Origin of the sequence: Pseudomonas sp. TH31, from assembly GCF_016650815.1 — a bacterium.
Taxonomy (GTDB): Bacteria; Pseudomonadota; Gammaproteobacteria; order Pseudomonadales; family Pseudomonadaceae; genus Aquipseudomonas.
Genome location: NZ_JAEKEZ010000010.1, coordinates 81401 through 98786, shown reverse-complemented (window position 1 = coordinate 98786; position 17386 = coordinate 81401). Strand labels below are relative to the sequence as shown.

Here is a 17386-nt window from a genome sequence, read left to right as displayed (position 1 = left end):
TTACAGGAGTTCATATGTTTAAAGCGTTGGTGGTAGACGATCATCCGTTTATTCGGTCGTCGGTCAAAATGCTCTTGAAACAGGAGGGTTTTGAGGTGGTTGCCGAGGCGGACAACGGTGCCGATGCCGTGCAACTGGCCCGCGAACATACGCCGGACCTGATTGTGCTGGATATCGCCATGCCCAAGCTCGATGGCCTGGAAGTGATCAGCCGCATCAGCGCCCTGAACCTCAAAAGCAAGATCCTGGTGCTGACCTCGCAGTCGGCGCTGTTCTATTCCATGCGCTGCATGAAGGCTGGCGCTGCCGGCTTCATCTCCAAGACCAATGACCTCGACGAGTTGGTGAAGGCGATCAAAGCCGTGATGGACGGCTACACCTTCTTTCCCAACCTGGCCACCAGTTCGGTGCGACGCAGCGATGTCGAATCCACAGACCTGGAGCTGATCCAGAGCCTGTCCGACCGCGAGCTGACGATTTTGCAGCAACTGTCCCATGGCCTCAGCAACAAGGAAATCGGCGACGCCATGCTGCTCAGTAACAAGACCGTCAGCACCTACAAGACCCGGCTGATCGAGAAGCTCAATGTGAAATCGGTGGTGTACCTGGCCGATTTCGCCAAGCGCAATAACCTGATCTGAATGAGCATTTACTTTAGAAAATGGCTTATTGCGTTCTCGCTGCTCAGCGTCATGCACACTGCACTGGCCGCGACCGAGGCCCCGCAATCATTGTTGGTGCTCGGGCGCTCGAACGTCGATGACTACAGCGTGCCCCTCGATGATCAGGACTGGCGCTGGCTGCGGGCCAAGGGCACCTTGTTGCTGGGCGCGTCGGCGCCCGATTACGCGCCTTTCGAGATCACCGGCAGCAGTGATGACTATGAAGGCCTGACCGCCGACTACGCGCAATTACTCGGCGAGTTGCTGCATGTACGTGTTGAGGTACGACGTTTTGCCTCACGGGCAGACGTGGTCGAGGCGTTGAAAAAAGGTGAAGTGGACCTGCTGGGGACGGCTAACAGCTTTGAAATCGCCGATCCGGAACTGGCTATGTCCAGCGCTTATGCCGAGGATCAGCCGACCCTGGTCACCGGGTTGGTGACAGCCAGAACCTGACGCCAGACCTGGCTGACAAGCAAGTGGCGATGCTTTATCACTACCTGCCACCCGAGGTGGTCAAGGCGTTCTACCCCAAGGCGAAGTTGCAACTTTATCCTTCGACCCTCAGTGCCATCGGCGCCGTGGCCTTCGGTGCGGCCGATGTCTACCTGGGCGACTCCATCAGTGCCAATTACCTGATCAACAAGAACTACCTGAACAATGTGCAACTGGCCGACTTCTCGCAATTGGAAGTCGGCCATTTTTCGTTCGCAATGGCCCGTGGCAATCCGCAGCTGTTGCGTATCGTCAATGCGGCGCTGGCGGTCATTCCTGCGGGTGAGAGCATGAGTATTCTGCGCCGTTGGAGTGCCGGTGGTGCGAGCATGCCGGGCAAGCAGGTGCTGCATTTCAGTGTCAGCGAGCAGCGCTGGATGGCTCAGCATCCGCGTTTGCGGGTGGCGATTGATGACAGTTTCCTGCCATTGTCGTTTTTCGGTCAGGACGGCGAATTCCGGGGCATCAGCGCCGATGTGCTGGCCAAGGTGGCGCTGCGCACTGGCCTGAAATTCGATATTCAGCGTGCCCAGTCGGTGCCCGAACTGGTCGAACAGATTCGCACCGATCGGGCTGACCTGTTGATTACGCTGACTCCGAGTACCGAGCGCGAAGGTGTTTTGCGGTTCACCCGGCCTTACCTGAGCATGCCGTTTGTCCTGGTCAGCCGCATCGGCCCCGACAGCCCCGGCACCCTGGATGACATGGACGGCAAGCGCCTGGCAGTGATTAGTGGCAACCCGGTGCGTGATCTGTTGATCGAGCAATACCCGAAAATAACCCTGGTGGACGCCAGCAACGCCCAGCAGGCCATGACCCTGGTGGCCAATGGTCAGGCCGATGCCGCCGTCAATTCCCTGATTACTGCGCGCTACATGATCTCGCGGCAATATCGCGACCGTTTGCGTATCACCAGCACCGTCGGCACTCAATCGGCGCGCGTGGCTTTCGCCACAGCCCGGGTTCGCTGGAGCTGTATTCGATCCTCGACAAGGCGCTGTTGAGCATCCCGCCCGAAGAGATGGACGAGGTAACCAATCGCTGGCGCAGTGAAGTGGTGGTCGATGACAGTTATTGGCTACGCAATCGGACGGCGATTGTCCAGGGCTTCTCCGTGGCAGCGGTGTTGCTGTTGATCGCGCTGGGCTGGATTGCCTATCTGCGGCGGTTGATTGGCAAGCGTCGGCTCGCGGAAATCGCCCTCAACGATCAGCTGGAATTCATGCGCGTGTTGATCGACGGCACACCGCACCCGATTTATGTCCGGGATCGTGAGGGGCGATTACTGGTGTGTAATGCCGGTTATTTGCAAGTCTTTGGCTTGGCGCGTGAAGCGGTGATCGGCAAGACCGTGATCGAAGGCGTCGTGCACAACCTTGATGAGGCAACCGCTTACCACGACGATTTCCTGCAAGTGATGAAGGAAGGTTTGCCGCGGGTACAGGATCGCAGCCTGACCATCGACGATAAGTTGTTGACCATTTACCACTGGATGCTGCCGTACCGTAGCAGCGACGGCGAAGTCACGGGCATGATCGGCGGCTGGATCGATGTCAGCGAACGTCGGCGTTTGCTTGAAGCGTTGCAGGACGCCAAGGACAGCGCTGACGACGCCAACCGGGCCAAGACCACGTTCCTGGCCACCATGAGTCATGAAATCCGCACGCCGATGAACGCGGTGATCGGCATGCTTGAACTGGCGATGAAGAAGGCCGATCAAGGCGTGATGGATCGTTTCGCCATCGAAGTGGCTTCAGGTGCGGCGCGGGGCTTGCTTGACCTGATCGGCGACATCCTCGACATCGCGCGCATTGAGTCCGGGCGTTTATCCCTGGCGCCGGAGCGGGCCAACCTGCGCGAATTGCTGGAGTCGGTGGTGCGCATTTTTGAAGGCCTGGCCCGGCAAAAACAGTTGCGCCTGGTGCTGGACCTGGACACGGCGCTGCACCGTGATGTGTTGATCGATCCGCTGCGCTTCAAGCAGGTGGTGTCGAACCTGTTGAGTAACGCCATCAAGTTTACCGCTGAAGGCCAGGTGCGCTTGAGCGTGAAAGCTACGCCGGACAGCAGTGGAGAGCGCCTGGACATTTGCCTGCGGGTCGAAGACACCGGCAGCGGCATTTCCAGCGAAGACCAGCAGCGTTTGTTCAGCCCGTTCACTCAGGCCGGCAACAATAACCAGTCGGCGCGCAGCGGCTCCGGCCTGGGATTGGTGATCAGCCGTACGTTGTGCGAAATGATGGGTGGGCGCTTGAACATGACCAGCAAACTGGGCGTGGGCACCGACATTGAAGTGCTGCTCTCATTGCCCACCCTGCAAGCCGTGGTGCAGTCCCCGTCAACTGCCGTCGAACCCACCGCCCCGGCGCACGCCTTGAACATCCTGGTGATCGACGACTACCCGGCCAACCGACTGCTGCTGTCTCAACAGTTGAGCTACCTGGGTCATCGGGTCAAGGATGCCGAAGACGGCGCCCATGGCCTGCGCGCCTGGCGCAGTCAGCACTTTGACGTGGTCATTACCGATTGCAACATGCCAATCATGAACGGCTACGAACTGGCCCGGGCGATCCGCGACGAAGAACGTGCACGCGATCTGTCACCGGGCCTGATTCTGGGGTTCACGGCCAACGCCCAACCCGAAGAAAAGGACCGCTGCCGGCAGGCCGGCATGGACGATTGCCTGTTCAAACCGATCAGCCTCAAGGACCTCAACGCACGTTTGGCCACGGTGGCGCCCAATACCGTGCACGTCCCGACCGACGTCACGGGTGAGCCAGTGGACGATGACATCGACCTGACCAGCCTCAAGCAATTGACGCGCGGTGACGAAGACTCGATCAAGAGCCTGTTGGGCGATTTGGCCAGCAGCAACGCTGACGACATGGCGCGGTTGATGCGTCTGTTCACCCAGCATGACCTGCCGGGGTTGGCGGACCTGGCTCATCGGGTCAAGGGCGGCGCGCGGATTATCAGGGCACAGGGCTTGATCCTGGCCTGCGAGGCCTTGGAAACAGCCTGCAACGGACTGGATTCAGTGGTGTTGACCGAGGCGGTTGATGTGCTGCAACAGGCGATGGAGCGCTTGGCCGAACGGCTGCAGGATTACCTCGCTTAACCGCAACCCCTGTAGGAACAGGCTTGCTCGCGAAGACGGCCTTACATTCAGCATCAATGTTGGCTGATACACCGCTTTCGCGAGCAGGCTCGCTCCCACGGGTTTCGTGCTTTAACTGGCTGGCATCGCCGGCAATCACATCAAGCCCATCACAGCCTTCGGCAGTTCCTGCAGGACGTACACCCATTCCAATGTAGGAGCTGCCGAAGGCTGCGATCTTTTGCGGTTGATCCATTCCAAATCGCTAGGAAATTTCCTACGCAGTGCAGGGATGGGCCCTACACGAAGAGCCCTTCCAGAAGCCGATGATTCACCCCGTCGCCCAGGCACATGGTTTGTTACAACCACGACGCATCCCGCGTCTGGCAACCCATTCAGGCTTTCGCGACAAGGTTTGAAATCTTACTTTTGGAGTTGTCCCATGAATCGCAAAGCCATCGCCCTCGCCGTACTGGTTTCCGCCACTGGCGTTCAATTTGCCAACGCTGCCGACGGCACCATCAATTTCAACGGTGAACTGCGCAACCAGACTTGCACCATCGCCGTTGATGGCGTGGTTACGCCAGCCGTTGCGACCGTCACGCTGCCGACCATTTCCACGGGGCTGTTGACCACTTCCGGCGAGGTTGAAGGCCAGACCGGTTTCAACATCCAGCTGACCAATTGCGTCGGTACGGCGACCACCGCCGCCGCGTTCTTCAACTCGGGCGCAACCGTGGACCCGGCCAGCGGCAACCTGCTCAACATGACCGGCACTGCCAGCCACGTTCAGTTGCAACTGGTCGATCAACAGGGCAGCGCAGTTATTCAGGCCGGTAACACCAACCAGAAAACCAAGACCACCCGTAACACTATCGATGCAACCGGTGCAGCCAACATGCCGTACACCGTCCAGTACTTCGCCACCGGCACCACCACCCTGGGTACCGTGGTCAGCTCCGTGACGTACAACGTCGACTACCAATAAGCCATGCCCATGGCGGCACGCTCCTGCCCAGGCGGGCAGGGGCGCGCAACCGTGCAGCCGATGAGGTGCGTCATGCGTTATGCAACCGTAATACGACTTACAGCCTTGCTGATGTTTTCCACGTTGATGTATTCACACGCCAAGGCCGGTGTGGTGATCACCGGGACTCGCCTGGTGTACCCGGCGGGCCAGAAGGAAATCACCGTCAAATTGAATAACAACGGCACGCGTCCGGCCCTGGTGCAATCCTGGGTCGACACTGGCGATATCCAATCCAGCCCCACCAGTTCGAAAGCACCGTTTGTGCTGTCGCCGCCGGTGTCGCGCGTCGATCCGAGCAAAGGCCAGAGCCTGCGCCTGATGTTCACCGGCGCAAGCTTGCCGGCCAATCAGGAATCTGTGTTCTGGCTCAACGTACTGGAGATTCCACCCAAGGCTGAAGGCCCGGTGGACTTGAACGTGCTGCAAATGGCCTTCCGTTCGCGGATCAAGATTTTCTACCGTCCCGACGGCCTGCCCGGTAACCCGACTGATGCGCCGCAATCGGTGCAGTGGAAGGTCATCCCGGCCGACCACGGCTACGCGCTGCAAGCCTACAACCCGACGGCGTTTCACGTGTCTCAGGTTGAACTGGCCCTGGCCGTTGGCAACCAGCGTTATGAGAGTGAAAACGGCATGGTCAACCCCGGCGAGACCAAAGTCTTTGCCTTGCCGACGCTCAAGTCGCTGCCCGGTGCAGCCGCTCAGGTCGAATTCAATGCCATCAACGACTACGGCGCGCTGATGCCGATCAAGCAAGCGCTCAAGCCCTGATTTCTTCGCGATCGTTCTAGTGCACGAGTAATTTATGACGACTTTTCCAAGCCTGGGGGCCAACCCGCAGGCGCGCCCTCGCTTTGCCTTGAATCCGGTGACAGCCTTGATTCTTCGTACGCTGGCAGCTGTTTCGGGTGTGTTGGCGGCTCAGGCGGCCCTGGCCGAAGACGTGCAGTTCAACGACGCATTTTTACCCGAAGATTCGCGCAGCCTCGACCTGACCCAGTACCAGCAAGGCAACCCGGTGCTGCCCGGCGAATACCGTGCCGACGTGGCGGTGAACGGCAAACTGGTCAATCGCCAGGACATTCGTATCAATGCCGACGCCGATGGCAGCCATCCGACCGTGTGCTTCAGTCGTGGCTTGCTGGAGCTGATCGGCGTCGACCTGCGTCGGTTGTCACCCGAGGCCACGGCGAGCGTGGAAAGTGGCGCATCGTGCCTGGACATCGCGCAGTTGATCGAAGGCGCCAGTGCTACTTTTTCGCCTTCCAGTCAGCAACTGGATGTCAGCATCCCGCAGATTGCCTTGCGGCGTGACGCTCGCGGTTACGTCAGTCCCGAGCTGTGGGATCGCGGCGTGACCGCCGGGACCTTGAGCTACAACTTCAACGCCAACCACAACAAAACCGACACCGGCAATTACGATTCGGCCTACCTGGGCCTCAACGCCGGGCTGAACCTGGGTGACTGGCGCCTGCGCCATAACGGTTCAATGAGCTGGCAGAAAGAAACCGGGCAGAACTACCAGGCACTGAACACCTATGCCCAGCGCGATATCACCTCGCTCAAGAGCCAGTTGACCGTGGGCGAGGCCAATACCAGCGGCGAGATTTTCGACACCCTGGCCTATCGCGGTGTGCAATTGGGCACCGACGACCGCATGTTGCCCGAGTCCCAACGCGGCTATGCGCCGGTGATCCGCGGTATCGCCCGCACCAGTGCGCGAGTGGCGGTGCGCCAGGCCGGCAACCTGTTGTTTGAAACCACGGTGGCGCCGGGCGCCTTCGTGATCGATGACCTGTACTCCACTGGTTACGGCGGCGACCTCGACGTGACCGTCTATGAAGCCGATGGCAGCGAACAGAGCTTTATTGTGCCGTTCGCCTCCACCGCGCAATTGCTGCGCCCCGGCACGTCGCGTTTCAGTGTCACGGCCGGCGAAACCCGCAACAACTACATCGACAGCCAGGCCAAGTTGTTGCAGGGCACCTATCAGCGGGGCCTGAGCAATATCTTCACCGGCTACGGCGGCGCGCAGGCCAGTGACGACTATCGTTCGGCGCTCGGTGGCCTGGCGTTCAGCACGCCGGTCGGCGCGGTGGCGGTGGACGTCACCCATGCCCAGACCGACCTCAAAAGCGGCACGGCCAGCGGCCAGAGTGCGCGGGTGAGCTACAGCAAAAACATTCTCAGCACCGGCAGTAACTTCGCCGTGGCGGCGACGCGGTTTTCCACGGAAAACTACCTGGACTTCAGCAACGCCGTGCAATTGCTAGACGCCGAGCGCAGCGGCCTGGACACCAGCCTGTTCGGCCGTCCGCGCAGTCGTCTGTCATTGACCGCCAACCAGAGTCTGGGCGAATGGGGCCAAGTGGCGTTCAGTGGTTTTACGCAGAATTACTGGAACTTGCCGGGCAGCGACCTGCAGTATCAGTTCAGCTACAACAAGCAGGTCGGTTCGGTCAGTTATGGCGTCAGCGCCAACCGTGCGCGCATCGGCCTGGGCGACATGGACAACAGCTTGCTGTTTACCGTGAGCCTGCCGATCGAGTTCGGTTCTACGGTCAACCGGCCACAGATCTCGGCCCGGTGCTGCGCGACACCAACGGCAACTTCAGCGAACAGGCGACCCTTAGCGGCACCGCCGGCGAAGACCGCCAGTACAACTATGGCGTGACCGCCGGTCATGAAGGCGCGAGCCGCACCAACAGCACCTCGGTCAACGGCCAGTACATTGGTCCCAAAGCCATCGTTGGCGCCACCGTCAGCCGTGGCGAGGGCTATGACAGCCTGTCGCTCAATGCCAGTGGCTCGGTGGTCGCCCACCCGAACGGCGTGACCATGACCCCGTATCGCGGCGAAACCATGGCGGTGATCACGGCCGAAGGTGCCGAAGGCGCCAAAGTGGTCGGCTTTCCGGGGTTGAAACTCGACGGTCGCGGCAACGCCGTGGTGCCGTACTTGCGGCCTTATGAGTTGAACGAAGTGGCGATCGATCCGCTCGGCACTTCCCTGGACGTCGAACTGACTGAAACCAGCCAGCAAGTCGCGCCGCGTGCCGGCGCCGTCGTGGCCCTCAAATACGGCACCAGCAACGGCCAGGCCTTGTTGCTCAACGTCACTCTGTCTGATGGCAATCCATTGCCGTTCGGCGCCAGCGTGGTCGATGACCGCGGCGTGTCGGTGGGTGTGGTCGGGCAGGGCGGTCAGCTCTATGCCGGGTCAAGGACGATGCGCGCCGGCTGTTGATCAGTTGGGGCACTCAGGCCGGTCAGCAGTGCGCGTTGCCACTGCCGCCAGGCAAAAGCGATGGCAAGCAACTGCGCCAAGTGGATGCGCTGTGCTCGGTCGCTCAATCAGATAATCGCGTTGCTTCTGTGAACAGCGCACAGGGGAACAAGTGATGAAGATGATGCGTGTGATCAAGTCGAGTGTGGCGGTGGCGGGGTTGTCGTTGATGGCCGGGATGGCGATGGCGGATTGCAACTTCGTTGACAGCGGCAGTTCAGTGATACGCACCATGCCGTTACTGGGCGGCAACATCACGGTGGGACGCGATGTGCCGCTGGGCGCGGAAATCTATCGCCAGACGTTCAACATTGCCTCGCCAAGCTTGTTGAGCTGTTCCCCCGGTCTCTACAACATTCAGACGCGCCGTGAGCTGCCCGTCAGACCGTTGCCGCTGTCTGCCTGGACGGGGTCGCCCTGGGGTGGCAACGTTTATCAGACCGGCGTCCCGGGCATAGGTGTCGCGCTCTGGTTCGCGGGTACGGCTATGCCCTTCAATTCGGATGCCATCAATTGCGGGTCGGGGACGGCGTACTGTGTGTACACCTTGCAGGGCACCCTGGCTTTCGACATGTCGTTCATCAAGATCGGTGACGTGTCACCAGGCACCATCCAGGGTTCGCAGTTGCCGACGACGACTCAGACTCGGGTCGGAAGCAATTCAGTCGAAGTAATGCGAGTCAACGTTTCCGGCAGCATCAATATTGTCTCGCGCACCTGTTCGACACCGGACGTCTCGGTACCGATGGGCACGCACATGCTCAACGAGTTCTCCGGCAAAAACACTTTCACGCAATGGAAGGACTTCTCCATCGCGCTGAACAACTGCCCTGCGTTCAACGGTTACTACCAAGACACCGGCCCACGCTGGCTGAGCGACGGCACCAGCAATAACCTCGACTCGCGCAAAAACAACGTGCTGCAAGTGCGCCTGGACCCGACCCGAACGGCGATCACGCCGAACCTGGGCATCATGAGCCTGAACCCCAGCGCCCCCGGCGATGATCCGGCGGCCACCGGCGTAGGCCTGCAAGTAGCCGACAGCAGCGGCACGCCATTACCCCTGGCCGCCCTGCGTGCCAGTGGCATCACCCCGCGTGCCGTCGAGGGCGCCAGTTACACCATCGCGCTGAAGGCACGCTACATCCAGACTGAAGACAGCATCACCGCTGGCCCGGCCAATGCCACGGCGACGTTCACCATTAATTACTACTAGCCATTCAAGACGCGCGCTGGAGCCTCTGCTGAAGAAGAGTCAGGCGTTTGTTTAACCCCGGAACGTTAGGACGACTGCCCATGATGGCCACCCAAGGTTTACGCATCCTGATTGTCGATGACCAGCACGCACAGCGCGTGCGACTGGAAAAAATACTCAATCGGCTGGGCTACTTTCGTGTGGCCCCGGTGCAGTCGTTCAAAGAGTTGCTGATCCTGACTCACTACACCTGTGAGCCCATCGAGTTATTCGACGTGCTGCTGATCAACATGGACCTGGCCAAGGCCGCCGGTATTGACATGGAGCTGTTCTGTCGCGGCAATCCCCAGGTGCGTAACGCCCTGGTCTATGGCGTTGCCCACGGGCAGATGTCTCGCACGTTACCCGCCGTCGGCGAGCCCCGGCAGATTCGGCTGATCGACACCGCCGATGAGTATGCGGTGCGTCGCTTTATGGCGCACATCGACCCAAGCGACGAATCGGCACTCGCGTCGTTTGTGTCTTCCTATCCCCCAAGAGTGTGTGCAGCAAAACGTGGTTGATTGAGAGCGAAAAACAAGAACCCACAGATCGATAACGACCGGGTTCACCTCACTTTTACTGTTTGGAGCGTTTGATGACTATTCAACGTGTGTCTTCCCGCGCGCGGGCATCAGCCTGCCTGATTATCCTGGCTGGCGCCTTGAGTGCCTGCGCCAGTGCACCGATTCCCGAGCAGCAGATTTCGCTGTCCCGGGACGCGGTCAACCGTGCGGTGTCCGCTGAAGCGACGCAATACGCGCCGCTGGAAATGAAAGCCGCTCAGGACAAGATGTTTCTGATGGAACGAGCCATGGGGGAACGTGATTACGTTCAGGCTCGGACCCTGGCCGAACAAATCGAAGCGGACGCCAACCTCGCCGAGCGCAAAGCCCGGGCCGTGAAATGGCAGCGGCAATTGACCGATGCACGCAACGGTATCCAGGTGCTCAAGCAGGAAATGCTGCAAGACCCGGCCACGGGTTTCACGCCACCGTCCAGCGCTCAATAAGGAACCGACCATGCGTATTTCTCTGCTGTTACCTGCTGCGGGCGTGATGGGCCTGATGCTTGCCGGCTGCGCCACGCCACCGGAAAACCCGAACCTGGTCCAGGCTCGCGAACAGTTCAGCGCGCTGCAACATAAGCCCGAGTCCAACACCCTGGCGGCCATCGAAACCAAGGACGCATTCACGGCACTGAACAAGGCGGATCAGGCGTCCCTCAAGGACCGCAAGGCGCCGCAAGTGGATCAGTTGGCTTACCTCGCCAGCCAGAAAATCGCCCTCGCCGAGCAGACCATAGTCGGTCGCCAGGCCGAGGTCGGGCTGAAGAAAATCGACGCCGAGCGCACTCAGGTGCAACTCGATGTGCGCACCCAGCAGCTCAAGGCGTTGCAAGCGTTGAAGGCGAAAAAAACCGAGCGTGGCGAAGTAGTGACGTTTGGTGATGTGCTGTTCGACACCGGCAAGGCTGACCTCAAGTACGGCAGCCAGCGTACGGTCCAGCAATTGGCGCAATACCTGTCGGACAACCCTGAGCGCAAAGTGCGCATCGAAGGCTTCACCGATGAGGTGGGCGGGGATGCCTTCAATCAGCGGCTGTCCGAGCACCGTGCCGAGTCGGTGGCATTGGCGCTGACGCAATTGGGCGTCAGTGCGGATCGATTGAGAACCAAGGGTTATGGCAAACAGTTCCCGATAGCCGACAACGGCAATGCGCATTCCCGGCAGATGAATCGTCGGGTGGAAGTGATCATTTCCTACGGTTCATCGGCGGTCGGAACGCGTAACTGAACAGAAAACGAGCCCGGAATGGGCTCGTTTCCCGGTGTTTCTGGGAAATTTCCTACAAAGCTTCAGACGTTTCCTAATTAGCTTTCCCCCTCGCTTTATGGACAATCCTCCACCCAATTAAAAGACGAGTCGACATCCCATGCCCAGCCTGCCGCTCCGCGTTCTGGTTCTCGAAGACCACACCTTCCAGCGCTCCGTTGCCGTGAATATGTTGCGTTCGCTGGGCTGTCGCGAGGTGTTCGAAGCCAGTGACGGCGCCCAGGCGCTGGACGTTCTGAACGCCATCGGCCCGGTGGATATCGCCCTGTGCGATTTGCAGATGGAAGGCATGGACGGTCTGGCGTTTTTGCAGCGGGTCGGCGCGTCGGGGCAGGTGAAGTCGATCATCATCAGCAGTTCGCTGTCGGCAGACTTGCGTCGGGCGGTGCATCAAATCGTTTCGTTGTTGGGCCTGGAATTATTGGGCGATGTCGGCAAGCCGTTGCACGCGCAGGTGCTGGCGCCTCTGTTGAAAAAATACCTCGACAGCCCGGTGACTGAGCTGTGGACGGCGGCCACCGTGGCATTGGCCAGCGAGGAGGCGGTACGTCGAGCATTGGTCGAGCAGCAATTGCAGGCCTGGTATCAACCCAAGTTCAACCTGCAAACCGGTGAAGTGTGTGGTGTTGAGGTGCTATGTCGCTGGTTGCACCCGATTAACGGTGTTATCTCGCCCGCAGTGTTCATGCCGGTGCTGGAGCGTTGCGGGCTGATGGATGAGTTGTTGTTTGTCCAACTGGATCAGGCGCTGAGCCTGCAACAACTGGCCAGGCACCATGGCTTTGCCCTGAACATGGCGTTCAACCTGCAAACGGCGCAACTGGCCAATGGCGAACTGACGTCCACCATCAAGGCCATCCTGGCCCGCCATGCCACGCCGGGCGCCAGCCTGACCTTCGAACTCACCGAAAGCGGGCTGCTGGAAGCCCCGGCCACCAGCCTCGAAAGCCTGGTGCGCTTGAGGATGATGGGTTGCCGGTTGTCCATCGACGATTTCGGTGCCGGGTTTTCTTCGTTGCAACGCCTTTGTCAGTTGCCGTTCAACGAGATCAAGCTTGATGCCGAGTTCGTCCGCACCCTGGAACACGAACCCCGTTGCCGGGCGGTCATCAGCAGCACCCTGGCGCTGGGTGAAACCCTGGGAATGTCGGTGGTTATCGAAGGTATCGAGACCGAGGCGCAATGCCAGCAACTGTTGGCGCTCGGCTGCACGTTAGGGCAGGGCTATTGGTATGCGCGGCCCATGAATGGCGAGGATTTGCTCCGTTGGCTGCCGTTACGCGATGCTGCGCAGGCATTGAAGCTGTAGATCAATGATCTAAGGCGAAAAGTGATCTTTAGGAAAAGTCCTACAGATACCCTCGTCAGTGTTCCGTAGCCTTGCGCCCTCACGATATTCACTCTCATGGGGGGCGACGATGCCGAACAAAGCCTTACGAATCCTGATCGCCGATGAGCAGCATTTTCATCGGATGAAAGTCGAGCGGCTGTTCAATCAGCTCGACTACTACCGGGTGGCACCGGCACAAGACCTTGAAGAGTTGCTGACCCTGGTGGAATACGGTTGCGAGCCGTTTGACCTGGTGGTGATCAATGCTGCGCTGGCGTCCGGGGCGCTGGATCTGCTGGGTTTTTTCGCAATAACCCGCAAGTGCATCACGCCTTGATCTATAACGGCGGGCAGGCGCAGTTGCCGCCGATCCCGGCCTGTACGCAGCAAAAAATCCAGGTCAGCCAATCGGGGCTGCCCGACCTGAGTACCCTTACGCGCCTGATGGCGATCATCGATCTGCCGGCGCAAGCGGACGACCAACCCTGGCTGACCTCGCTCTACAAGCAAAACCGCGGTTGACCGTTCGTCGCTACTGTCAGATCTGACCGGTAGTTTTGCCTTGCCTGCCATGCAAAAGTCGTTGCGCAGCCGTTGCGTCTACGCCGGGTCAGGCGCGGCGAGTATTCGCAGTGCAATCGTCATGTTTTTGCATAGGGAGTTGCCATGAAGTCTGCGCTGATTGTGGACGATCATCCGGTTGTACGCGCCGCAGTCAAAATCGTACTTGAGCAAGAGGGGTTCAATCGGATTTACGAGGTGGCTATCGGGAATGAGGTCATGCCAATGGTCCGTGAGCATTCACCTGATTTGGTGGTGCTGGATTTGGTGATGCCTTCACTCGATGGGCTCGATGTGCTGGGGCGGATGAAGATGGCTGACGTGCCTTCCAGAGTATTGGTCTTCACCTCCCAGGAACCCCAGTTTTATCAAGAACGCTGCATGCGGGCCGGCGCCATGGCGTATGTGCCCAAGACCAATGATTTGAGCCATTTGCACAAGGCAGTGCACGCCTTGATGGCCGGTTACACCTATTTCATCCAGCTCGCTTCAGGCGCGGTGGCGCTGAATAACCTGCCAAGCAGCGAAAAGGAACTGATCGACAAGCTCTCTGATCGCGAATTGATGATTTTTCAGCATCTGGCGCGGGGGTTGAGCAACAAGGCCATCGCCGAGGCCATGCACCTGAGTCACAAGACCGTCAGCACTTACAAGACACGCTGCAACGAAAAGCTCGGGTTGACCTCGGCGGTGCACTGCCGGGATTTCGCTAAACGCAATCATCTGATTTGAACGAGCCAGACCGTGCGCCCAGCCCGAGGAAAAACTTCGTTGCCTGGAAGCCGGCATGGATGATTGTCTGTTCAAACCAATTCGTTTGGGCGATTTGAGCGGATGGCTGGCGACCAGGTTTGAGGGGGAGTCAAAAATGTCTGTCGAAGAACAACCGGTTTCAGAGATCGACTTGAGTAGCCTTGAACAGTACGTCGGCAGCGACCGCGCGTTGATCAATCGCCTGGTGCACGATCTGGCGCAAACCAACCGCGAGGATCGCGAGCACCTGCTTCAGGCCCACGCAGCCAAGAATCGCCAGGGACTGCGCGACCTGGCGCACCGCATCAAGGGCAGTGCGCGCATGGTCCGGGCGTTGCAACTGATCGAGTGTTGCGAGCAATTGGAGCAGGTTTGCGCCGAAGGTCGTGCGGCAATGATCGACGAAGCCGTCGAGCGTTTGCAGCAGACCATGGCGCGCCTGGACGAAAGCTTTGGCTAGCGCTGGAGATCAATCCCAGTGCGGGGCAATGCCTTTGGGGCTGGTCAGCCGATGGCCGCGATCGAGGCCGGCGATCAGCGCCATGTCGGCCTCACTCAGGGTCAGGGCGCAGGCTTGCAGGTTGCTTTCCAGGTTGGCGCGTTGGGTCGACGACGGGATCACCGCGTAGCCCAATTGCATGGCCCAGGCCAGGGTGACCTGTGCCGGTGTGGCTTGCAGGCGCTCGGCGATCTGCTGAATCACCGGGTCCTTGAGCACTTCGCCGTAGGCCAGAGTCATGTAGGAAGTGATCTGGATGCCTTGGCTCTGGGCGAATTCGACAACCTTGCGGTTTTGCAGGTACGGGTGCAGTTCGATCTGGTTGGTGGCAATGTTTTCGGCACCGACCGCAGCGATGGCCTGCTTCATCAGGTCCACGGTGAAGTTGGAAACACCGATCTGGCGGGTCAGGCCCAGCTTCTTGGCTTCGAGCAGGGCGCCCATGAATTCTGCTACCGGCACCTGATCTTCCGGAGACGGCCAGTGAATCAGCGTCAGGTCCAGGTAGTCCGTCTGCAAATTGCGCAGGCTCTGCTTGAGGCTGTCGAGCAGTTGATCCTTGGCGAAGTTGGCGACCCAGATCTTGCTGGTGATGAACAACTCATGTCGGGGGACGCCGCTGTTGGCAATTGCTTGGCCGACGTCGGCTTCGTTCTCGTAGATCTGCGCGGTGTCGACGACCCGGTAGCCCAGTTCAAGGCCGGTGCTCACCGAATCGATGACCACCTGACCTTGCAGGCGAAAGGTACCAAGACCGAATGCGGGAACAGACATTGATGACTCCAGGGTTGCAGTGGGAATGAGCACGAGTATCCGCGTCGATGTCCTTGAGAAAAACCGCTGATGAGGCAAAGCAATGTTTACCGCAAGTCATGAATCCAGAATCACAATCAAAAGATCGCAGCCTTCGGCAGCTTCTCCACCGATGCCATGTAGGAGCTGCCGAAGGCTGCGATCTTTTGATCTTTGCTTTACCCCCGCGCCTCAAGAATCATGCAAGTCGTCGACCCTGTCGCATACAGCCGCCCATCCACGTCATAAATCCGCCCCTCGGCCAACGCCGTCGAACGCCCCAGATGCACAATCTTGCCCTCGGCCCGTACCGGACCGCTGGCGCCGGTCAACGCCCGGACATAACTGATGCGCAAATCCAGCGTCGTGTAGCCCTGACCTTTTATCAGCTGGGTGTGAATCGCACAACCCATGCACGAATCCAGCAAGGTCGCCGCATAGCCGCCGTGCACACTGCCCAGCGGGTTGTAATGCCGCGAATCCGGCGTGCCTTGAAAGATGAACAGCCCGGCTGACCATTCAATCGGGATGAAATCCATCAGCGTGCCAATGGGCGGCGAGGGCAATTCACCGTTACCGATGCCTTCAAAAAACTCGGAGGGCGTAAGGGTGCTGACCTCGGCCATGGACAGGCTGCCGGGGCTGGCGAGGCGGGCGCGCATGGCGTGTTCCTGAGCGATCCATTGGGCGAGTGTGGCTTCACGGGTCGGGCTTTGCATGGTCATGTCCTCGGTCGGGCAGGCGGATATTATGGTTGTAATTCGAGGGCAATATTATGTCCGAAATAAAATCCTGGCTACCCCTCTTCAATAGGAACAATGCAGGCATTGTCCTTCTGGTAGAACGCTAAAGCCGATTTTTGCCGTCTAGTGTGCGATTGGCATCAGATTTAAGCTGGGCTCATGGCTTCACCCACCTTTTTCGGAGGCACCATGAAAAACATCATCGGTATCTACACCAGCCCACGGGCCCATTGGGTAGGAGACGGTTTTCCGGTTCGTACGCTGTTTTCCTACGACACCCAGGGCAAACACATCAGCCCGTTTTTGCTGCTCGATCACGCAGGTCCCACCGAATTCACCCCGACCACCGAGCGTCGTGGCGTCGGCCAGCACCCGCATCGCGGTTTTGAAACCGTGACCATCGTCTACAACGGCGAACTGGAGCACCGCGACTCCACCGGCAGCGGTGGCAAGATTGGCCCTGGCGATGTGCAATGGATGACGGCGGCTTCTGGGATTATCCATGAGGAGTTCCACTCCGAAGGTTTCGCCAAGAGCGGCGGCACCCTGGAAATGGTGCAACTGTGGGTCAATCTGCCGGCCAAGGACAAAATGGCCGATGCCGGTTACCAGACGATTCTCGACAGCGACATCCCGAGCATCCCGCTCAAGGACCAGGCCGGCAGCCTGCGCTTGATCGCCGGTGAGTTCGACGGCCACACCGGCCCGTCACGCACCTTCACGCCGATCGATGTCTGGGACCTGCGCCTGAATGCCGGCAAGTTGCTGACCCTGGATGTGCATGGAGGTCGCAACACGGCGCTGGTGGTGCTGCGCGGCACGGTGCAGGTCAACGGCGTGGAACGGGTGCGCGAAGGGCAGTTGGCGTTGTTCGAACGCGACGGTGATCAGCTCAGCCTGGAAGCCGATAACGACGCGGTGGTGTTGCTGCTCAGCGGCGAGCCTATCGACGAACCGATCGTCGGCCATGGCCCGTTTGTGATGAACAGCGAACAGGAGATTCACCAGGCCTTTGCCGATTACCAGTCGGGCCGGTTTGGCCACATGAAAGGTTAACCACTCGCAGGAGC

At 59.5% G+C, this 17386-nt stretch carries 15 protein-coding genes and 2 pseudogenes; 15 read left to right on the top strand and 2 right to left on the bottom strand.

The window, feature by feature from the left end; genetic code table 11:
- Window positions 1-14: 14 nt before the first annotated feature.
- The 14 genes and pseudogenes from JFV26_RS07245 to JFV26_RS07175 all read left to right on the top strand — a co-directional run bounded on the left by JFV26_RS07245 (window position 15) and on the right by JFV26_RS07175 (window position 14742).
- Window positions 15-641 (top strand): response regulator transcription factor, encoded by a 627-nt coding sequence (locus JFV26_RS07245; RefSeq protein WP_201191009.1) that lies wholly within the window; start codon window positions 15-17, stop codon window positions 639-641.
- Window positions 642-4275, top strand: a pseudogene (locus tag JFV26_RS34700) (transporter substrate-binding domain-containing protein).
- Between the two features lie 421 nt (window positions 4276-4696).
- A complete protein-coding gene (locus JFV26_RS07225; RefSeq protein WP_201191002.1) occupies window positions 4697-5242 on the top strand; it encodes a fimbrial protein in 546 nt (181 codons plus the stop codon).
- A 72-nt stretch (window positions 5243-5314) separates the two neighbouring features.
- Window positions 5315-6055, top strand: coding sequence for a fimbria/pilus periplasmic chaperone (locus JFV26_RS07220; RefSeq protein WP_201191000.1), 741 nt, complete (start codon window positions 5315-5317; stop codon window positions 6053-6055).
- A 34-nt stretch (window positions 6056-6089) separates the two neighbouring features.
- Complete coding sequence (locus JFV26_RS07215) at window positions 6090-7958, top strand: fimbria/pilus outer membrane usher protein (RefSeq protein ID WP_274610330.1); 1869 nt, start codon at window positions 6090-6092, stop codon at window positions 7956-7958.
- Window positions 7871-8530 carry a fimbria/pilus outer membrane usher protein gene (locus tag JFV26_RS34105; RefSeq protein WP_342215433.1) on the top strand — a complete coding sequence of 220 codons (660 nt, stop codon included), beginning with the start codon at window positions 7871-7873 and terminating at the stop codon, window positions 8528-8530. The genes JFV26_RS07215 and JFV26_RS34105 overlap by 88 nt, the downstream gene beginning before the upstream one ends.
- 154 nt (window positions 8531-8684) lie before the next feature.
- Complete coding sequence (locus JFV26_RS07210; RefSeq protein WP_201190998.1) at window positions 8685-9785, top strand: fimbrial protein; 1101 nt, start codon at window positions 8685-8687, stop codon at window positions 9783-9785.
- An 80-nt stretch (window positions 9786-9865) separates the two neighbouring features.
- Entirely contained in the window at window positions 9866-10327 is a 462-nt protein-coding gene (locus JFV26_RS07205) for a response regulator (protein WP_201190995.1), read from the top strand.
- Between the two features lie 74 nt (window positions 10328-10401).
- Entirely contained in the window at window positions 10402-10815 is a 414-nt protein-coding gene (locus JFV26_RS07200) for a DUF4398 domain-containing protein (RefSeq protein ID WP_201190993.1), read from the top strand.
- A gap of 10 nt (window positions 10816-10825) precedes the next feature.
- Window positions 10826-11599 carry an OmpA family protein gene (locus JFV26_RS07195; protein WP_201190991.1) on the top strand — a complete coding sequence of 258 codons (774 nt, stop codon included), beginning with the start codon at window positions 10826-10828 and terminating at the stop codon, window positions 11597-11599.
- 139 nt (window positions 11600-11738) lie between these two features.
- A complete protein-coding gene (locus JFV26_RS07190; RefSeq protein WP_201190989.1) occupies window positions 11739-12947 on the top strand; it encodes an EAL domain-containing response regulator in 1209 nt (402 codons plus the stop codon).
- Window positions 12948-13056: 109 nt separating this feature from the next.
- A pseudogene (locus JFV26_RS07185) lies at window positions 13057-13490 on the top strand (response regulator).
- Between the two features lie 144 nt (window positions 13491-13634).
- Window positions 13635-14261 (top strand): response regulator transcription factor, encoded by a 627-nt coding sequence (locus JFV26_RS07180; RefSeq protein ID WP_201190987.1) that lies wholly within the window; start codon window positions 13635-13637, stop codon window positions 14259-14261.
- A gap of 136 nt (window positions 14262-14397) precedes the next feature.
- A complete protein-coding gene (locus JFV26_RS07175) occupies window positions 14398-14742 on the top strand; it encodes an Hpt domain-containing protein (RefSeq protein WP_342215432.1) in 345 nt (114 codons plus the stop codon).
- Between the two features lie 9 nt (window positions 14743-14751).
- On the opposite strand, the gene dkgB is transcribed toward JFV26_RS07175, so the two are convergent.
- Window positions 14752-15555 (bottom strand): 2,5-didehydrogluconate reductase DkgB, encoded by an 804-nt coding sequence (gene dkgB / locus JFV26_RS07170; protein WP_201190984.1) that lies wholly within the window; start codon window positions 15553-15555, stop codon window positions 14752-14754.
- Between the two features lie 197 nt (window positions 15556-15752).
- Window positions 15753-16292, bottom strand: a complete 540-nt coding sequence (locus JFV26_RS07165) for a PaaI family thioesterase (protein ID WP_201190982.1) — start codon at window positions 16290-16292, stop codon at window positions 15753-15755.
- A gap of 213 nt (window positions 16293-16505) precedes the next feature.
- On the opposite strand from JFV26_RS07165, the gene JFV26_RS07160 reads away from it, so the two are divergent.
- Window positions 16506-17372, top strand: coding sequence for a pirin family protein (locus JFV26_RS07160; RefSeq protein ID WP_201190980.1), 867 nt, complete (start codon window positions 16506-16508; stop codon window positions 17370-17372).
- Window positions 17373-17386: the final 14 nt, after the last annotated feature.

Coding starts and splice junctions, on each gene's coding strand:
- JFV26_RS07165 (WP_201190982.1), bottom strand. CDS start 16,292: ATGCAAAGCCCGACCCGTGAAGCCACACTCGCCCAATGGATCGCTCAG.
- JFV26_RS07245 (WP_201191009.1), top strand. CDS start 15: ATGTTTAAAGCGTTGGTGGTAGACGATCATCCGTTTATTCGGTCGTCG.
- JFV26_RS07215 (WP_274610330.1), top strand. CDS start 6,090: ATGACGACTTTTCCAAGCCTGGGGGCCAACCCGCAGGCGCGCCCTCGC.
- JFV26_RS07190 (WP_201190989.1), top strand. CDS start 11,739: ATGCCCAGCCTGCCGCTCCGCGTTCTGGTTCTCGAAGACCACACCTTC.
- JFV26_RS07195 (WP_201190991.1), top strand. CDS start 10,826: ATGCGTATTTCTCTGCTGTTACCTGCTGCGGGCGTGATGGGCCTGATG.
- JFV26_RS07200 (WP_201190993.1), top strand. CDS start 10,402: ATGACTATTCAACGTGTGTCTTCCCGCGCGCGGGCATCAGCCTGCCTG.
- dkgB (WP_201190984.1), bottom strand. CDS start 15,555: ATGTCTGTTCCCGCATTCGGTCTTGGTACCTTTCGCCTGCAAGGTCAG.
- JFV26_RS07160 (WP_201190980.1), top strand. CDS start 16,506: ATGAAAAACATCATCGGTATCTACACCAGCCCACGGGCCCATTGGGTA.
- JFV26_RS07220 (WP_201191000.1), top strand. CDS start 5,315: ATGCGTTATGCAACCGTAATACGACTTACAGCCTTGCTGATGTTTTCC.
- JFV26_RS07175 (WP_342215432.1), top strand. CDS start 14,398: ATGTCTGTCGAAGAACAACCGGTTTCAGAGATCGACTTGAGTAGCCTT.
- JFV26_RS07210 (WP_201190998.1), top strand. CDS start 8,685: ATGAAGATGATGCGTGTGATCAAGTCGAGTGTGGCGGTGGCGGGGTTG.
- JFV26_RS07180 (WP_201190987.1), top strand. CDS start 13,635: ATGAAGTCTGCGCTGATTGTGGACGATCATCCGGTTGTACGCGCCGCA.
- JFV26_RS07205 (WP_201190995.1), top strand. CDS start 9,866: ATGATGGCCACCCAAGGTTTACGCATCCTGATTGTCGATGACCAGCAC.
- JFV26_RS07225 (WP_201191002.1), top strand. CDS start 4,697: ATGAATCGCAAAGCCATCGCCCTCGCCGTACTGGTTTCCGCCACTGGC.